Annotated in this window: 21 protein-coding genes and 1 pseudogene; 10 read left to right on the forward strand and 12 right to left on the reverse strand. The window is 43.5% G+C overall.

Annotation, left to right across the window (positions count from 1 at the left end):
• Positions 1-22: 22 nt before the first annotated feature.
• The 6 genes from pstC to FTV08_RS03530 all read left to right on the forward strand — a co-directional run bounded on the left by pstC (position 23) and on the right by FTV08_RS03530 (position 5,673).
• Entirely contained in the window at positions 23-1,402 is a 1,380-nt protein-coding gene (gene pstC / locus FTV08_RS03505; RefSeq protein ID WP_005107378.1) for a phosphate ABC transporter permease subunit PstC, read from the forward strand.
• Complete coding sequence (pstA, locus tag FTV08_RS03510) at positions 1,402-2,793, forward strand: phosphate ABC transporter permease PstA (protein ID WP_004646526.1); 1,392 nt, start codon at positions 1,402-1,404, stop codon at positions 2,791-2,793. The genes pstC and pstA overlap by 1 nt, the downstream gene beginning before the upstream one ends.
• Positions 2,794-2,806: 13 nt before the next feature.
• Positions 2,807-3,721 carry a phosphate ABC transporter ATP-binding protein PstB gene (gene pstB, locus FTV08_RS03515; protein ID WP_218947145.1) on the forward strand — a complete coding sequence of 305 codons (915 nt, stop codon included), beginning with the start codon at positions 2,807-2,809 and terminating at the stop codon, positions 3,719-3,721.
• Between the two features lie 151 nt (positions 3,722-3,872).
• Positions 3,873-4,835: a protease SohB gene (gene sohB, locus FTV08_RS03520; protein ID WP_004646527.1), complete on the forward strand. Its 963-nt coding sequence runs from the start codon at positions 3,873-3,875 to the stop codon at positions 4,833-4,835.
• 109 nt (positions 4,836-4,944) lie between these two features.
• On the forward strand, positions 4,945-5,376 hold the full coding sequence (locus FTV08_RS03525; RefSeq protein ID WP_004279718.1) for a hypothetical protein: 432 nt from the start codon (positions 4,945-4,947) through the stop codon (positions 5,374-5,376).
• A 57-nt stretch (positions 5,377-5,433) separates the two neighbouring features.
• The gene (locus tag FTV08_RS03530; RefSeq protein WP_004646529.1) at positions 5,434-5,673 is read left to right on the forward strand and encodes a hypothetical protein; all 240 of its coding nucleotides are present in this window, start codon (positions 5,434-5,436) and stop codon (positions 5,671-5,673) included.
• 73 nt (positions 5,674-5,746) lie between these two features.
• Here FTV08_RS03530 and FTV08_RS03535 read toward each other — a convergent pair whose 3' ends face one another.
• The 10 genes from FTV08_RS03535 to FTV08_RS03580 all read right to left on the reverse strand — a co-directional run bounded on the left by FTV08_RS03535 (position 5,747) and on the right by FTV08_RS03580 (position 13,804).
• A complete protein-coding gene (locus FTV08_RS03535) occupies positions 5,747-6,388 on the reverse strand; it encodes a DUF2238 domain-containing protein (RefSeq protein ID WP_004646530.1) in 642 nt (213 codons plus the stop codon).
• A gap of 89 nt (positions 6,389-6,477) precedes the next feature.
• Complete coding sequence (purB, locus tag FTV08_RS03540) at positions 6,478-7,866, reverse strand: adenylosuccinate lyase (protein WP_044112892.1); 1,389 nt, start codon at positions 7,864-7,866, stop codon at positions 6,478-6,480.
• A gap of 54 nt (positions 7,867-7,920) precedes the next feature.
• Complete coding sequence (gene hflD, locus FTV08_RS03545) at positions 7,921-8,652, reverse strand: high frequency lysogenization protein HflD (RefSeq protein ID WP_005107369.1); 732 nt, start codon at positions 8,650-8,652, stop codon at positions 7,921-7,923.
• A gap of 7 nt (positions 8,653-8,659) precedes the next feature.
• Entirely contained in the window at positions 8,660-9,799 is a 1,140-nt protein-coding gene (gene mnmA / locus FTV08_RS03550; RefSeq protein ID WP_071851917.1) for a tRNA 2-thiouridine(34) synthase MnmA, read from the reverse strand.
• Positions 9,800-9,803: 4 nt separating this feature from the next.
• On the reverse strand, positions 9,804-10,289 hold the full coding sequence (locus tag FTV08_RS03555; RefSeq protein ID WP_004646534.1) for an NUDIX hydrolase: 486 nt from the start codon (positions 10,287-10,289) through the stop codon (positions 9,804-9,806).
• 41 nt (positions 10,290-10,330) lie between these two features.
• Positions 10,331-10,903, reverse strand: coding sequence for a hypothetical protein (locus tag FTV08_RS03560; RefSeq protein ID WP_180086681.1), 573 nt, complete (start codon positions 10,901-10,903; stop codon positions 10,331-10,333).
• Positions 10,904-10,971: 68 nt separating this feature from the next.
• Positions 10,972-11,502, reverse strand: a complete 531-nt coding sequence (locus FTV08_RS03565) for a gamma carbonic anhydrase family protein (protein WP_071851921.1) — start codon at positions 11,500-11,502, stop codon at positions 10,972-10,974.
• 111 nt (positions 11,503-11,613) lie between these two features.
• Positions 11,614-12,762, reverse strand: a complete 1,149-nt coding sequence (gene dacC / locus FTV08_RS03570; RefSeq protein WP_004646537.1) for a D-alanyl-D-alanine carboxypeptidase PBP5/6 — start codon at positions 12,760-12,762, stop codon at positions 11,614-11,616.
• Positions 12,763-12,890: 128 nt separating this feature from the next.
• Positions 12,891-13,271: an MCR_0457 family protein gene (locus tag FTV08_RS03575; protein WP_005104587.1), complete on the reverse strand. Its 381-nt coding sequence runs from the start codon at positions 13,269-13,271 to the stop codon at positions 12,891-12,893.
• A gap of 161 nt (positions 13,272-13,432) precedes the next feature.
• A complete protein-coding gene (locus FTV08_RS03580) occupies positions 13,433-13,804 on the reverse strand; it encodes an MCR_0457 family protein (protein ID WP_005251317.1) in 372 nt (123 codons plus the stop codon).
• 111 nt (positions 13,805-13,915) lie between these two features.
• On the opposite strand from FTV08_RS03580, the pseudogene surE reads away from it, so the two are divergent.
• From surE to FTV08_RS03595, 3 genes and pseudogenes are all read left to right on the forward strand, one after another.
• Positions 13,916-14,704, forward strand: a pseudogene (surE, locus tag FTV08_RS03585) (5'/3'-nucleotidase SurE).
• Positions 14,705-14,798: 94 nt separating this feature from the next.
• Positions 14,799-15,629: a peptidoglycan DD-metalloendopeptidase family protein gene (locus tag FTV08_RS03590; protein ID WP_005104583.1), complete on the forward strand. Its 831-nt coding sequence runs from the start codon at positions 14,799-14,801 to the stop codon at positions 15,627-15,629.
• 91 nt (positions 15,630-15,720) lie between these two features.
• On the forward strand, positions 15,721-16,650 hold the full coding sequence (locus tag FTV08_RS03595; protein WP_004279736.1) for a LysR family transcriptional regulator: 930 nt from the start codon (positions 15,721-15,723) through the stop codon (positions 16,648-16,650).
• 59 nt (positions 16,651-16,709) lie between these two features.
• On the opposite strand, the gene FTV08_RS03600 is transcribed toward FTV08_RS03595, so the two are convergent.
• A complete protein-coding gene (locus tag FTV08_RS03600) occupies positions 16,710-17,921 on the reverse strand; it encodes an aspartate aminotransferase family protein (RefSeq protein WP_180086682.1) in 1,212 nt (403 codons plus the stop codon).
• 160 nt (positions 17,922-18,081) lie between these two features.
• Between FTV08_RS03600 and grxD the strand changes: the two genes are divergently transcribed.
• A complete protein-coding gene (grxD, locus tag FTV08_RS03605) occupies positions 18,082-18,423 on the forward strand; it encodes a Grx4 family monothiol glutaredoxin (protein ID WP_180086683.1) in 342 nt (113 codons plus the stop codon).
• A 90-nt stretch (positions 18,424-18,513) separates the two neighbouring features.
• Here grxD and FTV08_RS03610 read toward each other — a convergent pair whose 3' ends face one another.
• Entirely contained in the window at positions 18,514-21,141 is a 2,628-nt protein-coding gene (locus tag FTV08_RS03610; protein WP_180086684.1) for an ATP-binding protein, read from the reverse strand.
• Positions 21,142-21,277 lie beyond the last annotated feature (136 nt).

A 21,277-nucleotide genomic window follows, 5' to 3' on the forward strand; every position in this document is an offset into this window, starting at 1 on the left:
TTGAAAAAACAGTGGAGAATACATGAATCTGCTACTTATAGGTGTGTTATTGGCCATCATGGCCATAGCCTATCAAATCGGATTAAGTAAAAGCCGTAGCTTAGCAGGTAAGGGAAGCAATTCTGCAAACTTACACTCGCGTCCCGGATATTATGGTGCCCTGGTTGCACTATGGTGTGGTATCCCTGCGTTTTTAATTTTGATTGTTTGGAACATGGTGGAACCCACTTTTCTGGAGCAGGTGGTACTCAACCATTTGCCAGAAAATGTTTCTGCTAGTCTGGATCCGGCAAGTCTGAGTGTTGTGATTGATCGCGTTCAGGCACTTGCCTCAGGTTTCGGGGTTAGTGATACACCGGCAGCCTATGAAGTTGCAGCCGCGGAGCAGTTGGCTAAATTCTCGACCATTGGTACCTTTGCCAAATTGGCAGTCGTGATTTCGGCTGCACTGGCCGGTCTGGTCTGGGCCAAGAAACATATTAGCCAGGAATTCCGTGCGCGTAACCAAGTCGAAAAAATGATTAATATCGGCCTGGCATTGTGTTCTGGTGTGGCGATTCTGACCACCCTCGGGATTGTGATGTCGATGTTTGGCGAGGCGATGCGCTTCTTCAGCTTCGTCAGCCCACTGGATTTCTTCTTTGGTACCCAATGGAACCCGGGGTTTAGCACCTCTGGCAGTGCTGAAGGCAGTTATGGTTTATTGCCACTGTTATGGGGCACGCTCATGGTCAGCGGGATCGCACTCTTAGTTGCAGTTCCGGTTGGCCTGATGATTGCGATCTATCTGGCAGAATACGCTTCACCGCGGTTCCGCTCTTGGGCAAAACCCACGATTGAAGTGCTGGCGGGTATTCCTACGATTGTCTATGGTGTTTTTGCCTTGATGATCATCGGTCCATTCCTTAAAAGTATGGGTGCTCTGGTCGGACTCGAAATTAATGCCACCAGCGCGCTGACCGCCGGTCTGGTCATGGGCATCATGATTATTCCGTTCGTATCTTCTCTGTCAGATGACATCATTACTCAGGTGCCGCGTGCCTTACGTGATGGTTCTTTGGGATTGGGTGCGACTAAATCTGAAACGATCCGTCAGGTGGTTTTACCGGCAGCCTTGCCGGGTATTATCGGTGCATTCCTCTTGGCTGCGTCGCGTGCAATTGGTGAAACCATGATCGTGGTTCTTGCAGCCGGGAACAGCCCGCAGTTGCATGCCAATCCGCTTGAAGCCGTATCTACGGTCACGATTACCATCGTGAATCAGTTAACTGGCGATACTGATTTTGCTAGTCCGCAAGCATTGGTGGCTTTTGCACTAGGATTGACGCTATTCGTCATTACCTTAGGTTTGAACATTGTTGCACTGATCATCGTGCGTAAATATCGTGAGCAATACGACTAATGAGTACTTCAAATACAACGCCTGTGGATCAGCGTATTGATCCATCCATCGCCGCCGAGCTGCGTAAAAAGCGTAAGAAGACCATTCAAAGCTCTTTGGCACGACGTCATCGTAAAGAAAAAACCTTCCGTTTATTTGGTTTCTCTGCGGTACTGGCAGGTCTGTTCTTTGTGGTATTGCTGTTCGGGAGTATTTTATCCAAAGGTTTGCCTGCATTCTGGCAAAGCAGCATGAGTTTGCCGATTCATTTCGATCCAGCCATTGTGGATATTGGTCCAAAACCGAAGCCAGCAGCAGGAGAATCTCCAGCACAGTTTGAAGATCGCTTTATCGCGTGGCAGACCGAAGTCGGAATGGTGGATTGGGATGCCCTGATTATCAATGGCATGATCGCCAAAGACAGCAAGCTGGAAAGCCAGCGTGATGAACTGGGTTCTTTATATACCAGTTCTGAGGCGTACCGCTTGCGAGACATGGTCATGAATGATCCGAGTCTGGTCGGTCAAAGCAAGGAAGTGAAAATTCTGGCTGATGCCAATGTCGATGTCTGGCTGGCAGGAAATATTGACCGTGATCTTCCAGATGAACAGCAGCAGCTCAGTCCTGAAGTACGTCAGGTGGCGGACGAGATGAAAGCCTCTGGTGTGATTGAAAATAGTTTCAATACCAATATTTTCACCAGTCCTGACTCGCGCAGCTCACCAGCAACTTCAGGCTTGGCAGGTGCCTTCATGGGCTCGCTGTTCATGATGATGATTGTGATCTTTATCTCGATTCCAATCGGGGTGGCCTCTGCGATCTATCTGGAAGAGTTTGCACCGAAAAACTGGATTACCGATGTGGTCGAAGTCAATATCAACAACCTGGCAGCCGTTCCCTCAATTGTCTTCGGTCTATTGGGTGCAGCGATCTTCATTGGCTGGATGCATTTGCCACTGTCAGCACCATTGGTGGGTGGTCTGGTGCTGAGTCTGATGACCTTACCGACTGTGATCATCACCACACGCGCATCACTTAAAGCGGTTCCACCTTCGATTCGTCAGGCAGCTTTAGGACTCGGTGCTTCCCGCATCCAGACAGTATTTCATCACGTCTTGCCTTTGGCTTTACCGGGTATTTTGACAGGCGCAATTATCGGGGTTGCACAAGCTTTAGGTGAAACCGCACCATTGTTATTAATCGGGATGAGTGCTTTTGTTGCCAGCGTTCCAGCCACACCATTTGATCAGTCAACGGCTTTACCTGTACAGATTTTCTTATGGCAAGGCAATGAGTTGCGTAACTTCTTTGAAGGGCGTACCGCAGCAGCAATTATTGTACTTCTGGCCATGATGATCAGCTTGAACAGTCTGGCCATCTGGTTACGTAAGAAATTTGAAGTCCGTTGGTAATAGGGGCAGAATCATGAACACAACTGTTATTCAAAATTCCTTAAAAAAGGATCAAATCGTGAATCCACAACAGACACAATTCACCTCGGATGAGGCGACTCAAAAGCCGGCAACTCCGTTTGTTTCCCAGTTCGATACGCAAATCAGCAGCAAAAAAGATGCGAAGTCGACGAATGTGAAACTTAGTACTTCTAATGTGCATGTGTACTATGGTGAAGCGGAAGCGATTAAAGGCATTGACCTGAACATTTATGAAAATGAAGTGATTGCTTTTATTGGGCCATCAGGCTGTGGTAAATCAACCTTTTTGCGTACCTTAAACCGCATGAACGATACCATTGATAGCTGCCGTGTAACCGGTAAAGTGATGTTGGATAACCAAGATATTTATGATCCAAATCTTGATGTGGTCTTGCTACGTGCACAGGTTGGTATGGTGTTCCAGAAGCCGAACCCATTTCCAAAATCAATCTTCGATAATGTCTCCTATGGCCCAAAACTGCATGGTTTGGCGCGTGACAAGTACGATCTTGAAGAAATTGTCGAAGGCAGCTTGCGCAAAGCCGGTCTGTGGGAAGAAGTGAAAGATCGTTTGAACCAGCCGGGAACAGGTTTGTCAGGTGGTCAGCAGCAACGTCTGTGTATCGCGCGTACGATTGCAGTCAGTCCAGAAGTCATTTTGATGGATGAACCGTGTTCGGCACTTGATCCCATTGCAACCGCCAAAGTGGAAGAGCTGATTTCTGAGCTATCTACGCAATATACCATCGCGATCGTAACGCACTCTATGCAACAGGCAGCACGTGTATCGGATCGTACTGCGTATTTCCATTTGGGGGATCTGATTGAAGTCAACTCGACCGAAAAAGTCTTTACCCAGCCAGATCATCAGTTGACTGAAGCCTATATTACCGGGCGTTTCGGTTAATCCCATATCTAGAATAAGAGCCGCAAGGCTCTTTTTTTATAGGTGAAATAGATGGTGATAATCGTAATAATTCTCGAAATAAAGTTGAAAAAAACCGAAATTGACCTAATCTAAAGGAATAAATCCGAATTAAATAGAGAATAGATTTTTTATGTTATTTCATACTCCGAAACTGTCCGCTGAAATCCGTATTAGTCATCTCAATGCGCGTATCAATGAACAACGAAAAAAAATAGCGCAAACTACTGGCTCTAAACTGGAACTTTTACAGTTATCACAACAACTGTCAAAAGAAGCGCGTGCGCGTAAGAAAACCAATCAAAAAATCTATGTACTCGATTTTAAAGGCGATATGGCGGCTTCTGCGGTAGAAGGCTTGCGTGAAGAAATTACCTTGATTCTGGCCACAGCCAAAGCCGGTCGTGACCGTGTGGTAGTGCGTCTGGAAAGTCCGGGCGGCATGGTTCATGGTTATGGACTTGCAGCAGCTCAACTGGTACGTTTACGCGAGGCAGGTTTTCATCTGACCATCTGTGTCGATAAAGTGGCGGCCAGTGGCGGTTATATGATGGCGTGTATCGCCAATGAAATTATTTCTGCACCATTCGCGATTGTCGGTTCAATTGGTGTGGTTGCTCAAGTCCCCAACTTTAACCGCCTGCTGAAAGACAATAAAATCGACTTTGAACTCTATACCGCAGGACAGTACAAACGTACCGTGACTATGTTTGGTGAAAATACCGAAGAGGGTAAGGCCAAGTTTGAAGAAGAATTACAGCAAACACATGCTTTATTCAAACATTTCGTTGAAAAGTATCGCCCACAGCTGAATATTGAAAAAGTGGCCACTGGTGAGCATTGGTATGGTCGGGATGCGCTAGATCTAAATCTGGTGGATAAACTGCAAACCTCAGATGAATACCTGCTCAACTTGTTGCCCCAACATGATATCTATTCCATCCAGACCCGCAAGAAACCAACTTTGGGTGAAAAGCTGGGCCTGCAAGCAGCGCAAATTGCTGATTCACTGGTACCCACTGTCATGAATAAAGTCATGGAAAGCTTAAGCAAAGCCAATGCAAACTTGGTACAAATGCGTGATCCAAAACTTTAATTCAGTTGATCTTGAATGAATTTTAAAGCTCACTTCGGTGAGCTTTTTTATTTTTTGAAATCATATTGTTATGATATAAGTGGAGTACTCTGATTGAGTCTAGGCTCATATGCTCACGTTTATTTTGTTGCTTGGTTTTTTTAGTATCGTATTTATTCCGATGTTATGTATGCTTTATTCTGAAGCAAAATTAACTCAGGATAATTCTAAGAAGGTTTTGTTTTGGCTGAGTTTTCTACCCGGCGTTTGTATCTTTCTGCTGTATAGCTTTCTAAAGCCCAATGATCCACCTGTTATTCCATCGAAGGAATGTGGTGTTGTGCAGTTTTATCAGATGCATAAAGTTCGAGGTGGTAATGAATTTGAACGTGTGAGTATTCGCTTTGATGGCGCTCAATATAGTCGGCATTTATTTTTCGATAAGCATCTGGATAAAATTCCTCAAGGCCAAAAGGCCTGTTTTGAATATCTAGATAAGTTCAAATATCCACATTTGTCAGAATCTAAGTTTGTTCAATGGATTGAACCGAATGAAATGTAAACCATCATTGAAACTAATCAGATAATATAAAGCATATTTCATTGTTAGAGCAGAAACATGGCTATAGCTGAAGCATTTCTTGCGACGCAAAATTGTTATTTTAATTATGAATTTGAAGAACTTTATTTAGAGGATGATTTTCCTGAGGAGTTATCTGTGTCACTGCGTGGCATGATGTTCCGTCATGAGATTCAATATCCTGATGCAACCTATTTCATTTATTACAGTGAGATGTTGACGGGGAATGAACTGCAAAAAATGAAAGATGATTGGATGCGATATTGCCCACATTCATAATTGAAAAATATGAATGTAATTAAATGCGTGATCCAAAACTTTAATTCAGCTATTAGATTGTGATTTTAAAAGCTCACTTCGATGAGCTTTTTTGATTTTTCGGTATCAATTGCAGCCCGCCTGTTATCGCCGCGCCAATCGTAGCAAGCAAGATGTCTTTGTGTGCATCCCACATATCACCTTGTTGTCCATTATAGTTTTCCGCTTCCTCAGGAGATAAACCAATGGCAATCAGCCATTCCAGCCATTCATAGAGCATGCTGCTGGCCACCACAAACTGAATCACCAGTAGGAAAATGACCACGGGTTTTTGCTGCGGCAACCAGACCTGAAACAGGCGATGGAAAACTGGATAAAGTAATAATCCGTAGGCCAGATGGACAAATCGGTCGAACATATTGCGTGACCAGTGCATGGCTTCATTCAGATTAAAGCCAAAAATCTGTTCGATCCACTGGTTATAGGGCACATAAGAATACAGATAGTGCGCAGCAATCACATGAACAATCAGAAAAAGAATATATAAATTAAAATTTAAAAAATTCAGCCCGATTTTATACAGGCAGATGAGCAGCATGATGATCATGAAAACTGTGCCTGCTTGATGCAAGAGATAAGCTTCCAGTTCTAAAGGACGAATACTGGCAAGCAAACTCGCCAGAATTAAAATGCCCAGGCTCGCGTAATGTTTGGCAGAAAGTCGATGTTCAATCATGTCGTTATTATGAAATATCTTTTTTAAAATAAAATACATTATAAATAAAAAGGCGAAGCCTGAGCTTCGCCTTTTCGTCTTATTGCAAATTAGATTTTTGCAATCAGCTCAGCTACCTGTTTAGCTTGATCAGCAGCATTACCTGTATATGATGCAGGTGTCATTTCCGCTAAACGCGCACGGTCAGCAGCAGGAACAGCTTCTAACTCGTTACCGTTTACGAAATCTACCATCATGTCGCGAGTCATGGCTTGACCACGAGTCAGGGCTTTTAGTTTTTCGTATGGTTTTTCAACGTTGTAACGACGCATTACAGTTTGAATTGGTTCAGCCAATACTTCTTGGGCATTATCCAAATCTTCATTGATACGCGCAGCATTCAATTCCAGTTTACCAATACCTTTAGAGCAAGCTTCAAAAGCAATTAAGCTTTGCGCAAAACCAACACCCATGTTACGAAGCACCGTAGAGTCAGTCAGGTCACGCTGCCAGCGAGAAATAGGCAGTTTTTCGCCAAGGTGTGCAAGTACAGCATTGGCAATACCCAAGTTACCTTCAGAGTTTTCAAAGTCAATTGGGTTAACTTTGTGTGGCATGGTTGAAGAACCAACTTCGCCTTCTTTTAGTTTTTGCTTGAAGAAACCAAGAGAGATATAGCCCCAAATGTCACGGTTAAAATCGATCAGAATAGTGTTGAAACGACGTAGCGCATCAAACAGTTCAGCCATATAGTCATGTGGCTCGATTTGAGTGGTGTACGGGTTGAAGTCTAGACCCAAAGACTCTACAAATGCTTGTGAATGCGCAGGCCAGTTGATGTCTGGGTAAGCAGAGTAGTGCGCATTGTAGTTACCTACTGCACCATTGATTTTGCCCAGTAGCTCAACATTTTTGAACTGTTTGATTTGGCGTGCAAGGCGGTAAGCCACGTTCGCCATTTCTTTACCCAAAGTTGTCGGGCTTGCAGTTTGACCATGAGTACGAGACAACATTGGCTGGTCTGCATGCTTTTCAGAAAGCGCAACGATTGAATCGATGATTTGCTGCATAGATGCAACCAGTACATCACGACCGCTTTTCAGCATCAAGGCATGTGACAGGTTGTTAATATCTTCAGACGTACATGCAAAGTGAATGAATTCACCGGCATTTTTAAGTTCTTCGATACCAGCGATTTTTTCTTTCAGGAAATACTCAACCGCTTTAACGTCGTGGTTAGTGGTGCGTTCGATCTCTTTGATGCGATTGGCGCCATCTTCAGAAAAATCGCTCACAATCGCATCAAGCGCTGCATTAGTTTCACCTGAAAACGCCGGTACTTCAGTAATTTCCGGGTGGTTTGCAAGCGCTTGTAACCAACGCACTTCAACAGTCACACGAGCATGGATTAAACCAAACTCAGAAAGAAAAGGACGTAGAGCATCACATTTGCTCGCGTAACGTCCATCTAATGGAGAAAGTGCAGTTAAAGCGTTCATATCGATTCCTTAGATTTTGGAATTAAACGTAAAACGAAACACGTGCAGCATCAGTTAAACCACCTGAAACTGTAAACGCGCTAGATTCTGAATATCTTGTAGCAACTTGCGCTTGCCAAATACCATGCCCCAAGAGCTGCCACCGAGCTGACGCCACAAGTGCGCCATTTGCAAACCGGTAAATAAGGACGCACGAATACGGTTGGTGTGTCCGGCATCTTTAAAGGCTTCGGCATTGCCACGTACCATAATACGCGGATTAATCTGTCCGGCCGTATCGACATAGGTTTGAGCGAGATTGGCAATGATGCTGGGGTGCAGGTAATTATTATCAAAGAAAGAAAGCTGTCTGAGAATTTTCTGTTGGGACTGTTCAATAATTTCAACAAATTTGGGGTTGCTATAGACCTTCTTTTCTAATTGAAGAAGTGCCATTGCATAGCTCATGGGAAGTTTGGTGCTGGAAAGTTTTGGAATTCTGGATTTTGGAGAAGTATTGAAGGGTTGAATAATGCTGCTTTCTAATGTTTTTAAACCTAAGGAAATATCGGCCAGTTGATTAAAAAAGTCCAGGGTCTGGGCATTCTGATTGCTGCCGGGACGGATATTAAGACTGGCTCTAATTAACTGTTCAAAATAAAAGTTACCACTTTCACCAATGCTTTGCTGCCCCGTCAATGCTGTCATATGGGTTAGCTGGGTGGCCTGAAACACACCCGCTAATGCCAAAGCACGATTTTGACGAGTATTCAACGTTGTGGCTGGTTGAAATGGTAACTCCGTCATGCCGAATTCATCCTTTTATAAAATCAGGTTTAGGTGCATTGGTATGATGAATCACACCACCCCCTAAACAAACTTCACCTGAATAGAACACCACGCTTTGACCCGGGGTCACTGCACGTTGAGGTTCATCAAACTCAACACGAACACCATTCGGTGATTCTGAATCCTGGTATACCGTACACGCTTGATCAGTCTGACGGTAACGGGTTTTGGCTGTACAGCGGAAACCTGTTTCAGGAATATCTTGCTCACCTGCCACCCAGTCAATCGCCTCACTCCAAAGTATGGTGCTTTGCATCAGTGGGTGTTCATGGCCTTGGCCGACCACCAGACGATTGCCTTCGATATCTTTATGCAATACGAACCAGGCGCCTTCAGCGACGCCTTTCATACCGCCAATACCAATACCACCGCGTTGACCGAGCGTATAGTACATTAAGCCGTGATGATCACCAACCTCTTTACCGTCTTCCAGTACGATTTTTCCGGGTTGAGCAGGTAAATATTGCTTCAAGAAGTCATTAAATCGACGTTCACCAATGAAACAGATGCCAGTCGAGTCTTTTTTCTTGGCCGTGACCAGATCTAATTCTTCTGCAATTTTACGGACTTGTGGCTTTTCAATTTCACCAACAGGGAACAGGGTCTTATTAATTTCACGACCATGGACAGCATGCAGGAAATAAGTCTGGTCTTTGTTATTGTCCACACCACGCAATAAAGGTGCATATTCTTCACCACGTGAGTTGGTCATGGTTTCACCACGACGGCAGTAATGGCCTGTGGCAATAAAGTCTGCACCCAAGTTAATCGCGTGATCTAAGAAGGCACGGAATTTAATTTCTTTATTACATAAAATGTCTGGGTTTGGCGTACGGCCAGCCGCATATTCCGCCAGGAAATGCTCGAATACGCGATCCCAATATTCCATGGCAAAGTTTGCGGTATGCAGTTTAATCCCGATTTTGTCGCAAACGGCTTGTGCATCGGCAAGGTCATCCATCGCCGTGCAATATTCTGTGCCGTCATCTTCTTCCCAGTTTTTCATGAAAAGACCTTCAACCTGATAACCTTGTTGAAGTAAAAGGGCAGCAGAAACAGATGAATCTACACCACCTGACATACCGACGATGACACGTTGTTGCATAGGATTAGGCATCCAAATTTGAAATTAAGGGAGAATTTTGGTGCTCGTAAATGAGCGATAAAGGATATTTTTGACCTGAAAGCGCATCTTGCACGGCTTTAATCACCAATGGACTACGCGCGCGAGCAGATTCAATCAGTTCATCAAGCGTCATCCAGACTGCGCCGATAATATCTGTATCTAAAGTGGCATTTGGGTCATAGTCAATGGATTTGGCCAAGAAACAGAAACGGTAATAAGTACGATCCGGGAACATCGGTGGAGTATAGGTATATATACCTAATAAGTGTTTTACTTCCACCCTATGACCTGTTTCTTCCATGGTTTCACGAATTGCGGCTTCAATAATGGTTTCACCGCATTCAACATGACCTGCTGGCTGATTAAATACCGTGTGTGTCACACCTTCTGTATGTTCTTCTACAAACAGGAATTTTCCGTCTTTTTCAACGACAGTTGCGACAGTGACATGAGCAGTCCAAGCGGTCATAAAGCAGCACCATGGAAAAGGATGCACTATTGTATAAAATTTTAGGGTGTGTGGCTATGATGAAATTTTCCGAAAACTATAGTTTTAAACTTTCCTTCAAATTCATTGTTATGATTATATAGAAAGTCAATTTGACTTTCAGGAATTGGATGTTGGCATATTTCTAGACATGAGTAATATTTGATTGTATTCAGGGAAAGTTCACGTCTTTTTTGTCTAATTTCAACTTTATTTTCATCATAATGTGAAATAAGTGTTTCGAAGTTTTTTACGGGTACTTCTTGTATTTGTAAATATAAGTTATTTAAATGTACTTCAAAATAATTTATATTTTCCTTGAGTATGACGGCAGCCTCTAAAGCATTTCTGAGATCATTTTTTTCGAGTTGAATGTTATATTGTACCTTCCAAGAAATAAAACCAATGATGGCAACTATAGGTGTTATTACATAAGTAGTGGTTGTAATAATTGTGTTAATTCCAGTCATACTGAAGCTACAAGATAAAGATTGTCCTTGACACACTGCTATGTACTGAAAAAATCCACATATGAATAAAATTATTATGTAGATGAGTAGATAAAATCCCACATATTTTTCAATTTCTTTAAACATAAATATTCATATAGAGATAGATTTAATTTATTGTATCTAACGATCAAAAAATTTGGCAATTAAAACAGTTATTTATAATTCTCAGAAACTTTTACATAATTATGTGCAGAATACGGCAAGAACGCCATTTCTTTTTCAGTGAGCGGACGTGCTTTTTTTGCCGGGCTACCAACATAGAGCCAGCCACTTTCCAAAACTTTACCCGGTGGAACTAGCGTACCTGCACCAATCATCACATCATTCGGAATGATGACATCATCCAGAATAATGCTGTTAATCCCAATTAGTACACGATTACCAATCGTACAACCATGCAATGTCACATGATGGCCAATCGTGACATCTTCACCAATGATCAAAGGCGAACCATTCGGTTTATCGGCTTTTTTATGACTGACATGCAACATGGCATGATCCTGAACATTCGAATTTTTACCAATCCGGATTGAATTAACATCACCACGAATCACGGCAAAAGGCCAGACAGAAACATTTTCAGCCAAGACCACATCGCCGACCACGATTCCCATCGGATCGATATAACACGATTCATCAATTTGTGGAGTTGTGTCTAAATAAGAACGAATGTTTTGGCTCATGGTGATCTGCTCATTAAAAGTTTAAGGATCATGTGCATAGTATAAAATAAAAAGCACCCATCTGAATGAGTGCTTTGGTCTTAGTGCTAGACTAAAACAGTCTATTTAAACTTAGAACAAGTTTGAGAAGAATTGTTTAATGTGGTCGAGCATACGTGCGAAGAAACCAGCTTCTTCAACCGCGTTTAAAGCCACCAACGGTTTTTCTGAAATTACTTTACCATCCAGAGTCGCTACGTATTTACCTACGACCTGACCAGGCTGTAAAGGTGCAGTCAGTTTAGGCTGAACCACCAGCTGGGTTTTAATCGCGTTGGCCTGACCTTTCGGCATAGTCACATTAAAGTTTTCAGCAAGACCGATCTGAACTTCATCTTCCTTACCAAACCAGACTTTGGCTTTAGCAAGTACCTGTTTAGCCGGTTGAACATTTTTGGTTTCGAAGTTTGCATAACCCCAAGCCAACAATTCACGTGTTTGTGTCGCACGTTCCTGCATGGTTGGTGCACCAAAAATCACTGAAATCAAACGCGTAGGACCGCGTTTTGATGAGGTAGTCAAACAATAACCAGCTTCATCAGTGTGGCCAGTTTTTAAACCATCTACACTCGGATCAGTATATAGCAGGGCATTACGGTTACCTTGCTTGATGCCATTAAAGGTAAATTCTTTTTCCGCATAAATCGGATAATACTTAGAACTGTCTTTAATGATGTGTTGTGCCAGCGTTGCCATATCTTTGGCAGTTGAATAATGACCTTCAGCCGGCATACCGGTTGAATTGATAAAGCTGGTATTGGTCATGCCAATACGTTTAGCTTCCTGGTTCATCATATGTGCAAAGGTACCCTCGTTCCCTGCAATATGTTCAGCCATGGCTTTCGATGCATCATTCCCTGATTGAATAATAATCCCGCGAAGCATTTCAAGTGCAGTTGCCGTACCATTTAAAGGTACATACATACATGATTCCGCGCTACTGCCGCGACACCATGCTGACTCGTTCATGCGCACTTGTTCATCTTCAGTGAGTTCACCGCTCAATAGTTTTTGTTCGATGATGTAGCTGGTCATCATCTTGGTCATTGAAGCAGGGGCTAATTTTTCATTTTCATTTTTTGAAGCGAGAAGTTGCCCTGTCTCGTAGTCCATTAGCACGTAGGATTTATTATTCAATTCTGGTGGTGCAGATAGGACAGTTGCTGCAAAGCTAAAACTAGGAACTAATAATAATGCAGCAAGGGCAGTTTTTTGGGTCATTTCTAGTGGGTTCCTATATCTTGATGTAAGCACGAAGAGCCTAGCATTTTAGGACAAAGCTAGGCTGACTTCTATGGGAAACCCGGTCTTATTTCAAAAGTATTGTAAGTTATCGGCAGAAAAGCAGCTTAATTGTTATAGGTGGTTAATTCATTACAAATCACCTGATTTTTTTTCTTGCCGGCTTTCTTGGCATCCGATTGTGCTTCGGCCAGAATATTGCGGAAATCGTTCTGTTTAGCCATCTGGTTTAAGCTTTCAACCGGATTACGCTGGCCCGGCATATACTCAGTCACCAGCTTGGTATAACCCTGATTAAACTGTGACTTGTCTTTGACCATGCTTGGACAGATTTCTGAAAGAACATAAATGGCTGCCAGTTCCTGTTTGGTCACTTGCTGAGTTGGGGTAACATTAATGTTTTCATCGGCTGCAAATGCAGAAGTTCCCAAAAGAGTGGCGGCAGAAATTGCGCAGAATGTTAAAGCTTGGAATATTGGATTTTTCATTGAAAACTCAAAAAATGGATTTAGAACAATAATTTGCCTAGCTTAAACTTATTTTTGAAATTGAAAAGTGGGAAAATGTAGCGAAGCTGTAGAATTATGAATAAATCTGTAAGAGAAAATAAGACGATGTTTACACCGTCTTATTTGAAAATTTAGCTGGCTTAGCCTTGGTAGTTCAGCATTTCTTCACAGACAGTTTTCTGCTCGTCTGAGCTGGTTTGCTTTGCACCCTGACGTGCTTCTTCAAGTAAAGATTTATATTCACTGTCTGCCTGTAGCTTTTGATAGCTCATGCCTTTATCTGAGTAGTCTGCAAGATAAGACTGGATCAATTGTTCAACGGTGCTGTTAAATTTTGGATTTTGACCAATGATTGCCGGGCAAACTTCAGCCATAACCTGTGCTGATGCAATATCTTCTTTTACAATGGTATTGTTTTCTTCAACAGTCAGATCGTTTGCCATGACTGAAGGGGAAATAAATGCTGCCAAGCTTAAAGTGAGAGCGCTAAGTAAAGAGAATTTTTTAATCATCTTGAGCCACATATTATAAAGATGGATGTCGAGCAATAAATATATATAATTCCTGCACTAATACAATGAAATGTCCTAGTCAGTCATTTTTTAGCGTAACGAGATTTTTTAGTGAATATTTTAGTTTCAAATGATGATGGGGTGTTTGCACCCGGTATTCAGGCTTTGGCGCAAGCGCTAAAGCCTTTGGGGCGAGTGGTGATTGTGGCACCGGAAAGTGAACGCAGTGGCTTTTCTAGTGCCTTAACTTTGGACCGCCCTTTACGCCCAATCCAGATTTCTCCTGATGTCTGGGCGGTTAATGGGACGCCGGCAGATTGCGTTTACTTGGCTATGAACGGGCTATTTGATTTTGAATTTGACCTAGTGGTTAGCGGGATAAATAGCGGCGCAAATCTGGGAGATGATATCTTGTATTCCGGTACAGTCGGGGCGGCCTTTGAAGGTCGTTTAACTAAACATCCTGCGATTGCCGTATCACTGAGTGGGCCGAATGTACGTGGCTATCAGCAGCCTCAGGATTATCAGTTGGCCGCCGAATGAGTGCATGATTTTATTGCTCGTGGTTTGCCTGTTCTGCCTGAGCGACATATTTTTAATATCAATATTCCAGATGTAACTGAATTGCAGGGTGAAAAAGTGACATATCAAAGTCGCCGCCGTCAGTCTAAACCGGTGACGAGTCATGTAGATCCGCGTGGTCGTCAGGTATTTTGGATTGGACTCTCGGGAGAAGCAGTCGCAGAACCTAAGCCGGGATTTAGCGAGATTGATTCAGACTTCTCTGCGGTCGCCAATGGCTATGTCAGTATTACCCCGATTCAGATGGATGCCACCAATTATGAGAGTTTGCGGAATTTGCAAACACAATTGGAAGAAAATGCGTCCTTAGTGTTATAACTTTGTGAAAAACTCGCGATTGCAAGTATATTGCCGTAAAACTTTGCTAATCTTAACGAAATTTTGCAACCGTATAGCATTAGAGAGGAAGATAATGTTCTTGGTGTTACCGAAATGTGTCGTAGCTTCGCCTGCAACCCTGATTAAAACCCTTGTTTTATCGACCGTTGTTATTTCTACAGGAGTAATTACCGGTTGTGCCACCAAACCCCAGGTGAATAATGCAACGCGTTATGCAACAGCTCCTGATTTCTATACGGTGCGTTCAGGAGATACATTGAGCGGGATTGCAGCACGTTATGGGCTGAACTATATCAGTGTCGCGGAGATGAATGATATCAGTGCGCCTTACCGGATTTATGTCGGACAATCAATCCGCCTGAAAAGCAATACTGCGCGCCGTAGCACCAGTACTCAGGCTATGACTCAGGCAGCGCCAATCCAGCGTCAAACAATTGCAGTGCCTACACCGGCACCGGTGACACCAGCAACCACAGTACAAACCACACCACGCGTCAATACATCTGCACCGGTTACGCCAGTATCTACGGCTGCAGGTTTACGTTGGGTAAAACCATCGAATGGTGCGATTCTTCAGCAATACAATTTAGCTTCTAATATCAAGGGCACCCGCTATAGTGGCAATGTCGGCGATCCGGTATTTGCAGCAGCAGACGGGCAGGTGGTGTATGCCGCTGATGGCCTGAAAGAATATGGCAATCTGGTGTTGGTGAAGCATATCAATGGCTATATCACCGCTTATGCACATAACAGTAAATTGAATGTGAAAAGTGGCCAAAATGTAACGGCTGGTCAAAAAATTGCAGAAATGGGATCGACTGGTACAAACCGTACCATGCTTGAGTTTCAGGTGCGCTTAGACGGCAAACCTATTAATCCTACTGCAGTTTTACCAAACAATTAAATAAATAATGCAAAGTGTAAATTTCGCCGTATAATACAATAAGTTGCTTTTATCAAATGATGAAGCACCTCATAAGTTTAGAGGGAAATTTATGTTAGATCAACTTCGAGCAATGGGTGTCTTTGCTTGCGTTGTGGAGAAGAACTCGTTTAGCGGTGCTGCCCGTGAATTAGGGATTACGACCAGCGCCGTCAGTCAACAAATTCGCTCATTAGAACACGATATGGAAGTCGTACTTCTAAATCGTTCGACGAGAAAATTAAGTCTGACCGAAGCGGGACAAGCTTTTTTCCATAGCTGTCAAGAAATGTTATCTGCTGCTGAGCGCGGTAAAGTCCGGATCAATGAGTTACGTGATGATCTCGTGGGTGAGCTGCGTATCGTTTCTTTGCCAGAATTATGCGCGAATCATGTGATTCCTGCACTTTCTCATTGGATAGCTGCACATCGCGGCTTGGCAGTACATTTAGAAACAAACAATCATGAGGTTGATTTGTTGGATGGGCGAGTTGATATCGCCCTAAGATTTGAACAGAAAAATGATGAGCATAATCTTCAGGTTGTGCCATTGATGCAGATTGAGCAAATTCTGGTGGCGACACCGAGTTATATTAATCAAAGCACCATTATTTCGAAACCTGATGATCTTAAAAATCATGAGGTCTTGCCTTTAACGCATCTTAAAAACCATCAGTATTATCATTTCCAACATGTGAATACTGCAGAAAAAGCCGAGTTTGAACTGAAATCCCGTTTCAGTACCAATAACGGTTTGGTTGCAAAATCGATGTGCTTGCAGGGTAATGGGATTGCCAAGGTTTTATATCTTGATGCTAAAAAGGATTTGCTTAACGGTACTTTAGTTGAAGTTCTGCCTGAATGGAGACTGCCATCGATTACACTGTATGCGGTTATTCCGAAACGTGAACAACAACCGACAAAAATTCTTCGTTGTCTTGATACCCTGAAACAATATTTTAGCCAGATCTCTGGCGGACGTATGTTACAAAACGCATCATAGAGTGCAGAATAATAAAAAAGCCGCTTTAGAGCGGCTTTTTTAATTTTTAGGCTAGGGCTTTATGCCAAATAAGCTTTGATCATTTTTACCAGACGTTCGATCAACTGGTCTGCCTGCTCCTGGGTAATATTCAGGGTAGGCAACAGACGAACGACATTGCCTGCAGTGACATTGATAATCATCTTGTATTCATTGCGTGCAATCGCAACCAGATCACCACATTCTTTTGGTAATTCAATCCCGATCATCAGACCGAAACCACGTACGATGACATTTTGATCTGCCAGTTTGTTGAGTAGCTGGTCAACGATATAAGCACCTTTTTCAGCCGCATTCGCGACGATATTTTCTTTTCGCATAATATCGAGAATGGTATAGACCACACGCGAACCCAGTGCTGTACCGCTATAGGTAGAACCGTGATTTCCAGCAGTTAATACACCGACGCCACGACCTTGGGTCATGACTGCACCAATCGGGAAGCCATTTCCTAAGCCTTTGGCTGTGGTCAGTACATCCGGAATAATATTGGTGTGCTGATAAGCAAAGTATTTACCGGTACGGCCATTACCAGTTTGCACTTCGTCCAGCATCATCAGCCAGTTATGCTGGTTGCAGATTTGGCGAATTTCTTCTAAATAGCTGAAACCTTGAGGTGCGGTATTCACACCGCCTTCACCCTGAATAGGCTCAATCAAAATCGCTACGATATCCGGATGATTGATTGCAGCTTCTTCAATTGCTTCGATATCACCAAAAGGTACACGGACAAAACCTTCAACCAGTGGGCCAAAGCCTTCCTGCACTTTTTTATTGCCTGTAGCAGATAAGGTGGCCATGGTACGACCATGGAAAGACTGGTCGGCAACAATGATTTTAGGCGATGCAATGCCTTGCATATGACCAAATTTACGTGCAATTTTGATTGCACCTTCATTTGATTCTGCGCCACTGTTGGAGAAAAATACTTCTTCCATACCTGCAACTTCAGCCAGTTTCTGTGCGGCAGCGGTTTGCCAAGGCACTTCAAACAGGTTGCTGGTATGAATCAGGGTCGCTGCCTGTTCAGCAATCGCTTCGGCAATGACTGGATGCGCATGGCCCAAACCGCATACCGCAATTCCGGTTAATGCATCTAAATACTCTGTACCATCTTCGGTATAAAGATATGCACCTCGTCCTCGGACAAAGCTGATCGGTTGACGGCCAAAAACAGGCATCAAATGAGACGGTTGATCAGTTTGTACCGGTGCGAGGGTAATATTATTCATGACTAACTCTTAACTGTTAGGTGGAAAGAAAAACTTATATAAGCAAAAACCCACTCAGATTTAAAGGGTAATTGTAAATAAAATTGGAATTATTGCTTTAGACATACTGTTTTGCCTGGATTTGGGTATAATGCGAGACAGATGAGTTGAGGATTTATCAATGACTGAACAAGCACGCGATACCAAAGCGTTAATTCGTGACCAAATTGCAAAACACGCAGTACTTCTTTACATGAAAGGCACACCGCAATTTCCACAATGTGGTTTTTCTGCACGTGCAGTAGAAGCACTCAGTCAAATTGGTCGTCCGTTTGCTTATGTAAACATTCTGGAAAACCAGGACATTCGCGCGATGTTACCACAAATCGCCAACTGGCCGACATTTCCACAGCTTTGGATCAATGGTGAGTTGATCGGTGGTAGTGATATCATGCTCGACATGTTCCAAAAAGGTGAATTAAAGCCTTTAGTTGAACAGTATAGCCCGGCAGCTGATGCTTAATTTTGTATTAAATTAAGTTCAGATGTGAAAAAGCGCTTCATTGAGAAGCGCTTTTTTTTATCTCTACTTTTGCTTAGGTCAAGGTTAGAGTTAATCCTCTGTCGCTGCATCCGGCTTTTCAACTGTCGAAGCATCAGCTTCAACTTCAGTTTGTGGCTCGACGATTTGCTTCTTGTCTTTTTTCTTCTTCTTTTTTTTCTTTTTCTTCGGCACTTCGACCAGCTCGGCACCATCTTCAATCGCTTGCCAATAATCCAGCTGTGCCATCACTGCGGCATAGATTGAATTTTTGCTATAACGACCTTTTTTATCCAAGGTGCCGACAGGACGCGCCATCAGAATTTCCAGCGCCTGATCAATGGTATCAATCGCGTGAATATGGAACTGACCTTCTTCCACAGCAATGGTGACATCTTTACGCAGCATCAGATGCTGCATATTTTGACGCGGAATAATCACACCTTGTTTTCCGGTCAGACCTTGTAACTTGCAAGCATCAAAGAAACCTTCAATTTTGGCATTCACACCACCTACCGGTTGTACTTGTCCCAGCTGGTTCATGGAACCGGTAATGGCCCAGGATTGATCAATCGGTAACTGACTGATGGCCGACAGTAAGGCAGACAGTTCCGCGACTGTGGCACTGTCACCATCGACCTGACCATAACTTTGTTCAAAGGCCAGTGCAGCAGAGAAATGCAAGGTCTGTTCACGACCAAAATGTGCTTTCAGGAAAGACGACATCAGCAACACGCCTTTAGCATGTAAAGAGCCACCGAGTTCCACACTGCGTTCGATATCCAGAATATCACCACCACCTTGATACACCGAAGCAGTCAGTCGTGAAGGCAGACCAAATTCAACATCAGCATAATGAATGACGGACAGGGCATTGATTTGGCCCAGACGATGGCCGCGGGTTTCGATCAGTTGAGTACCACGAGTCAGATCTTGCCAATACAGTTCACGTAAATAGCCGAGACGATATTTGCGATGATCCAGGGCAGTATTGATATGTTTTTCTGACACCATCTTGTCGCCAGCCTGGAAGGCATGATGATGTGCTTCACGGATCAGATCACCCAGCGTCAGGGCATGTAATGACAATGAACTTTGATCTTCGGCCTGACGGCTGGAATCTGTGAGCAATGCCGCCAAAGCAGAACGGTCAAAAGGTAATAATTTATCCGATTGCACATAGTCGGCAATCAGCTGCATATAGGCCTGCTCGTTGTCGTCATTACGTTGTAATGTATCGGTAAAATCAGCACGGATTTTAAAGATGCTGCCCAGCTCTGGTTCAAGCTCTAAAATTTCATAATAAATTTCAGGCTCAGCCAGCAAGATGACCTTGATATTCAATGGAATCGAAGCAGGTTCGATTGAAATACTGCCGGTTAGGGTGATCATATGCTCAAGCGAGGACAGTTTTAAATGTCCCGATTTAAGTGCGCGCTTCAAGCCTTGCCATGCATATGGCTGTTCCAGCAATTGTTCTGCTTCCAGCATCAGGAAGCCACCGTTAGCCTTATGCAATGTACCTGGACGAATCAGGGTAAAGTCCGTGGTAATCGTGCCATTTTGGGTCAGTTGTTCCACATGACCCAAAAGGTTGTAATGCGTTGGAAAATCTTCAAAGATCACCGGTGCACCACTGTTCGGCTTGTGCGTAATAATCACATTCGCCTGATAACGTGCCGGAACGCGACTGAACAGTGCCGGAGTGAAGTCATCTTCTTCCTGTTCCAGCACAATTTCGACATTGTTGATAATGTCTTCGGCATAGTATTTCAGGTAATATTCCAGACCTTCCACATGTTTGAATTTTGCCAGAATCTGTTCGACTCGCGGCAAGACTACCTGCTTGGCGATATCGCGGTTCAGGATCTGTACGCGATCGCGTGCATCATCTTCCAGATCACCCAGGTGCAAACCCAGACGTTCCAGTTTCTTATCCATATAGCGCATGTTGGACGCCAGTTCGGCACGATCTTTGTTGCTTAAGGCATTCAGATCTTCCTGAGACATTTCCTGCAATTTGTCATCAATCAGATGTACAGGTACAAAACAGTGCTCATCATGTCGAGAGATCAGCTTCAGATCCAGTTCTGCACCTTCTTTGGTCAGTTCGATCAGCGCCTGCTGTTGCTCATCTCCCGTTTCCTGGCGAATCATTTCGATGCGGTTGTGATAGGTCTCTGCAGTAAAACGGCGCTCAAGCTGTTTCAGAATCGTTTGCCAGCTTTGATTCAACATGGCTTGGAATTTTGGACCATGACCCGGGGGCAGTTCTAGTGCAATTGGCTGACGCTGGTTCTGAAAGTTATTCACGTACACCCAGTCATTCGGGGTTTCCATAGTTTTGGCGTGCTGTTGCAGCAAACGCTTCACCATGGTGCGTTTTCCGAGACCTGCGGTACCGACAGCAAAAATGTTATAGCCGGAATAAGGCAGGGCAATCCCGGCCTCAACTGAGGCGCGTGCGCGATCTTGGCCCAAAAAGTTATTCAGGGGCTTGATCCGTTTGGTTGACGCAGGAATTTTTTCTAAGTTTGGAATGTGCGTCAGCTGGGTGGATGTTAACCGGGTATGGTCCAGAGTATTTTTAATTTCGCTTTGTTCAAATGCAGAGATAAGTAAATCTGAGCGGATTTTTTGTGGAGTTGTGCTGGTGTTGCTGGCAATAGAAGAATTAATTTGATCGAGTCTCTGGGTCACTGTTGAAAATCCAAAACGAAATATTACGTTGATGAGAGTTAAGGTATACAGATTTACTTGAAAAATTCAAGCCAACATGTCGCTTTTGCCAGAAAATAAAAAACCGGAAATGTGATAAATATATAAATCTTGTTGA

This window comes from Acinetobacter sp. YH12226 (assembly GCF_013417805.1).
Lineage (GTDB): Bacteria > Pseudomonadota > Gammaproteobacteria > Pseudomonadales > Moraxellaceae > Acinetobacter.

Coding starts and splice junctions, on each gene's coding strand:
- FTV08_RS03595 (WP_004279736.1), top strand. CDS start 15,721: ATGTTAGATCAACTTCGAGCAATGGGTGTCTTTGCTTGCGTTGTGGAG.
- dacC (WP_004646537.1), bottom strand. CDS start 12,762: ATGACCCAAAAAACTGCCCTTGCTGCATTATTATTAGTTCCTAGTTTT.
- FTV08_RS03600 (WP_180086682.1), bottom strand. CDS start 17,921: ATGAATAATATTACCCTCGCACCGGTACAAACTGATCAACCGTCTCAT.
- pstA (WP_004646526.1), top strand. CDS start 1,402: ATGAGTACTTCAAATACAACGCCTGTGGATCAGCGTATTGATCCATCC.
- purB (WP_044112892.1), bottom strand. CDS start 7,866: ATGAACGCTTTAACTGCACTTTCTCCATTAGATGGACGTTACGCGAGC.
- grxD (WP_180086683.1), top strand. CDS start 18,082: ATGACTGAACAAGCACGCGATACCAAAGCGTTAATTCGTGACCAAATT.
- FTV08_RS03575 (WP_005104587.1), bottom strand. CDS start 13,271: ATGAAAAATCCAATATTCCAAGCTTTAACATTCTGCGCAATTTCTGCC.
- hflD (WP_005107369.1), bottom strand. CDS start 8,652: ATGACGGAGTTACCATTTCAACCAGCCACAACGTTGAATACTCGTCAA.
- FTV08_RS03565 (WP_071851921.1), bottom strand. CDS start 11,502: ATGAGCCAAAACATTCGTTCTTATTTAGACACAACTCCACAAATTGAT.
- FTV08_RS03590 (WP_005104583.1), top strand. CDS start 14,799: ATGTTCTTGGTGTTACCGAAATGTGTCGTAGCTTCGCCTGCAACCCTG.
- pstB (WP_218947145.1), top strand. CDS start 2,807: ATGAACACAACTGTTATTCAAAATTCCTTAAAAAAGGATCAAATCGTG.
- FTV08_RS03580 (WP_005251317.1), bottom strand. CDS start 13,804: ATGATTAAAAAATTCTCTTTACTTAGCGCTCTCACTTTAAGCTTGGCA.
- FTV08_RS03535 (WP_004646530.1), bottom strand. CDS start 6,388: ATGATTGAACATCGACTTTCTGCCAAACATTACGCGAGCCTGGGCATT.
- FTV08_RS03560 (WP_180086681.1), bottom strand. CDS start 10,903: ATGTTTAAAGAAATTGAAAAATATGTGGGATTTTATCTACTCATCTAC.
- FTV08_RS03530 (WP_004646529.1), top strand. CDS start 5,434: ATGGCTATAGCTGAAGCATTTCTTGCGACGCAAAATTGTTATTTTAAT.
- mnmA (WP_071851917.1), bottom strand. CDS start 9,799: ATGCAACAACGTGTCATCGTCGGTATGTCAGGTGGTGTAGATTCATCT.
- pstC (WP_005107378.1), top strand. CDS start 23: ATGAATCTGCTACTTATAGGTGTGTTATTGGCCATCATGGCCATAGCC.
- sohB (WP_004646527.1), top strand. CDS start 3,873: ATGTTATTTCATACTCCGAAACTGTCCGCTGAAATCCGTATTAGTCAT.
- FTV08_RS03555 (WP_004646534.1), bottom strand. CDS start 10,289: ATGACCGCTTGGACTGCTCATGTCACTGTCGCAACTGTCGTTGAAAAA.
- FTV08_RS03525 (WP_004279718.1), top strand. CDS start 4,945: ATGCTCACGTTTATTTTGTTGCTTGGTTTTTTTAGTATCGTATTTATT.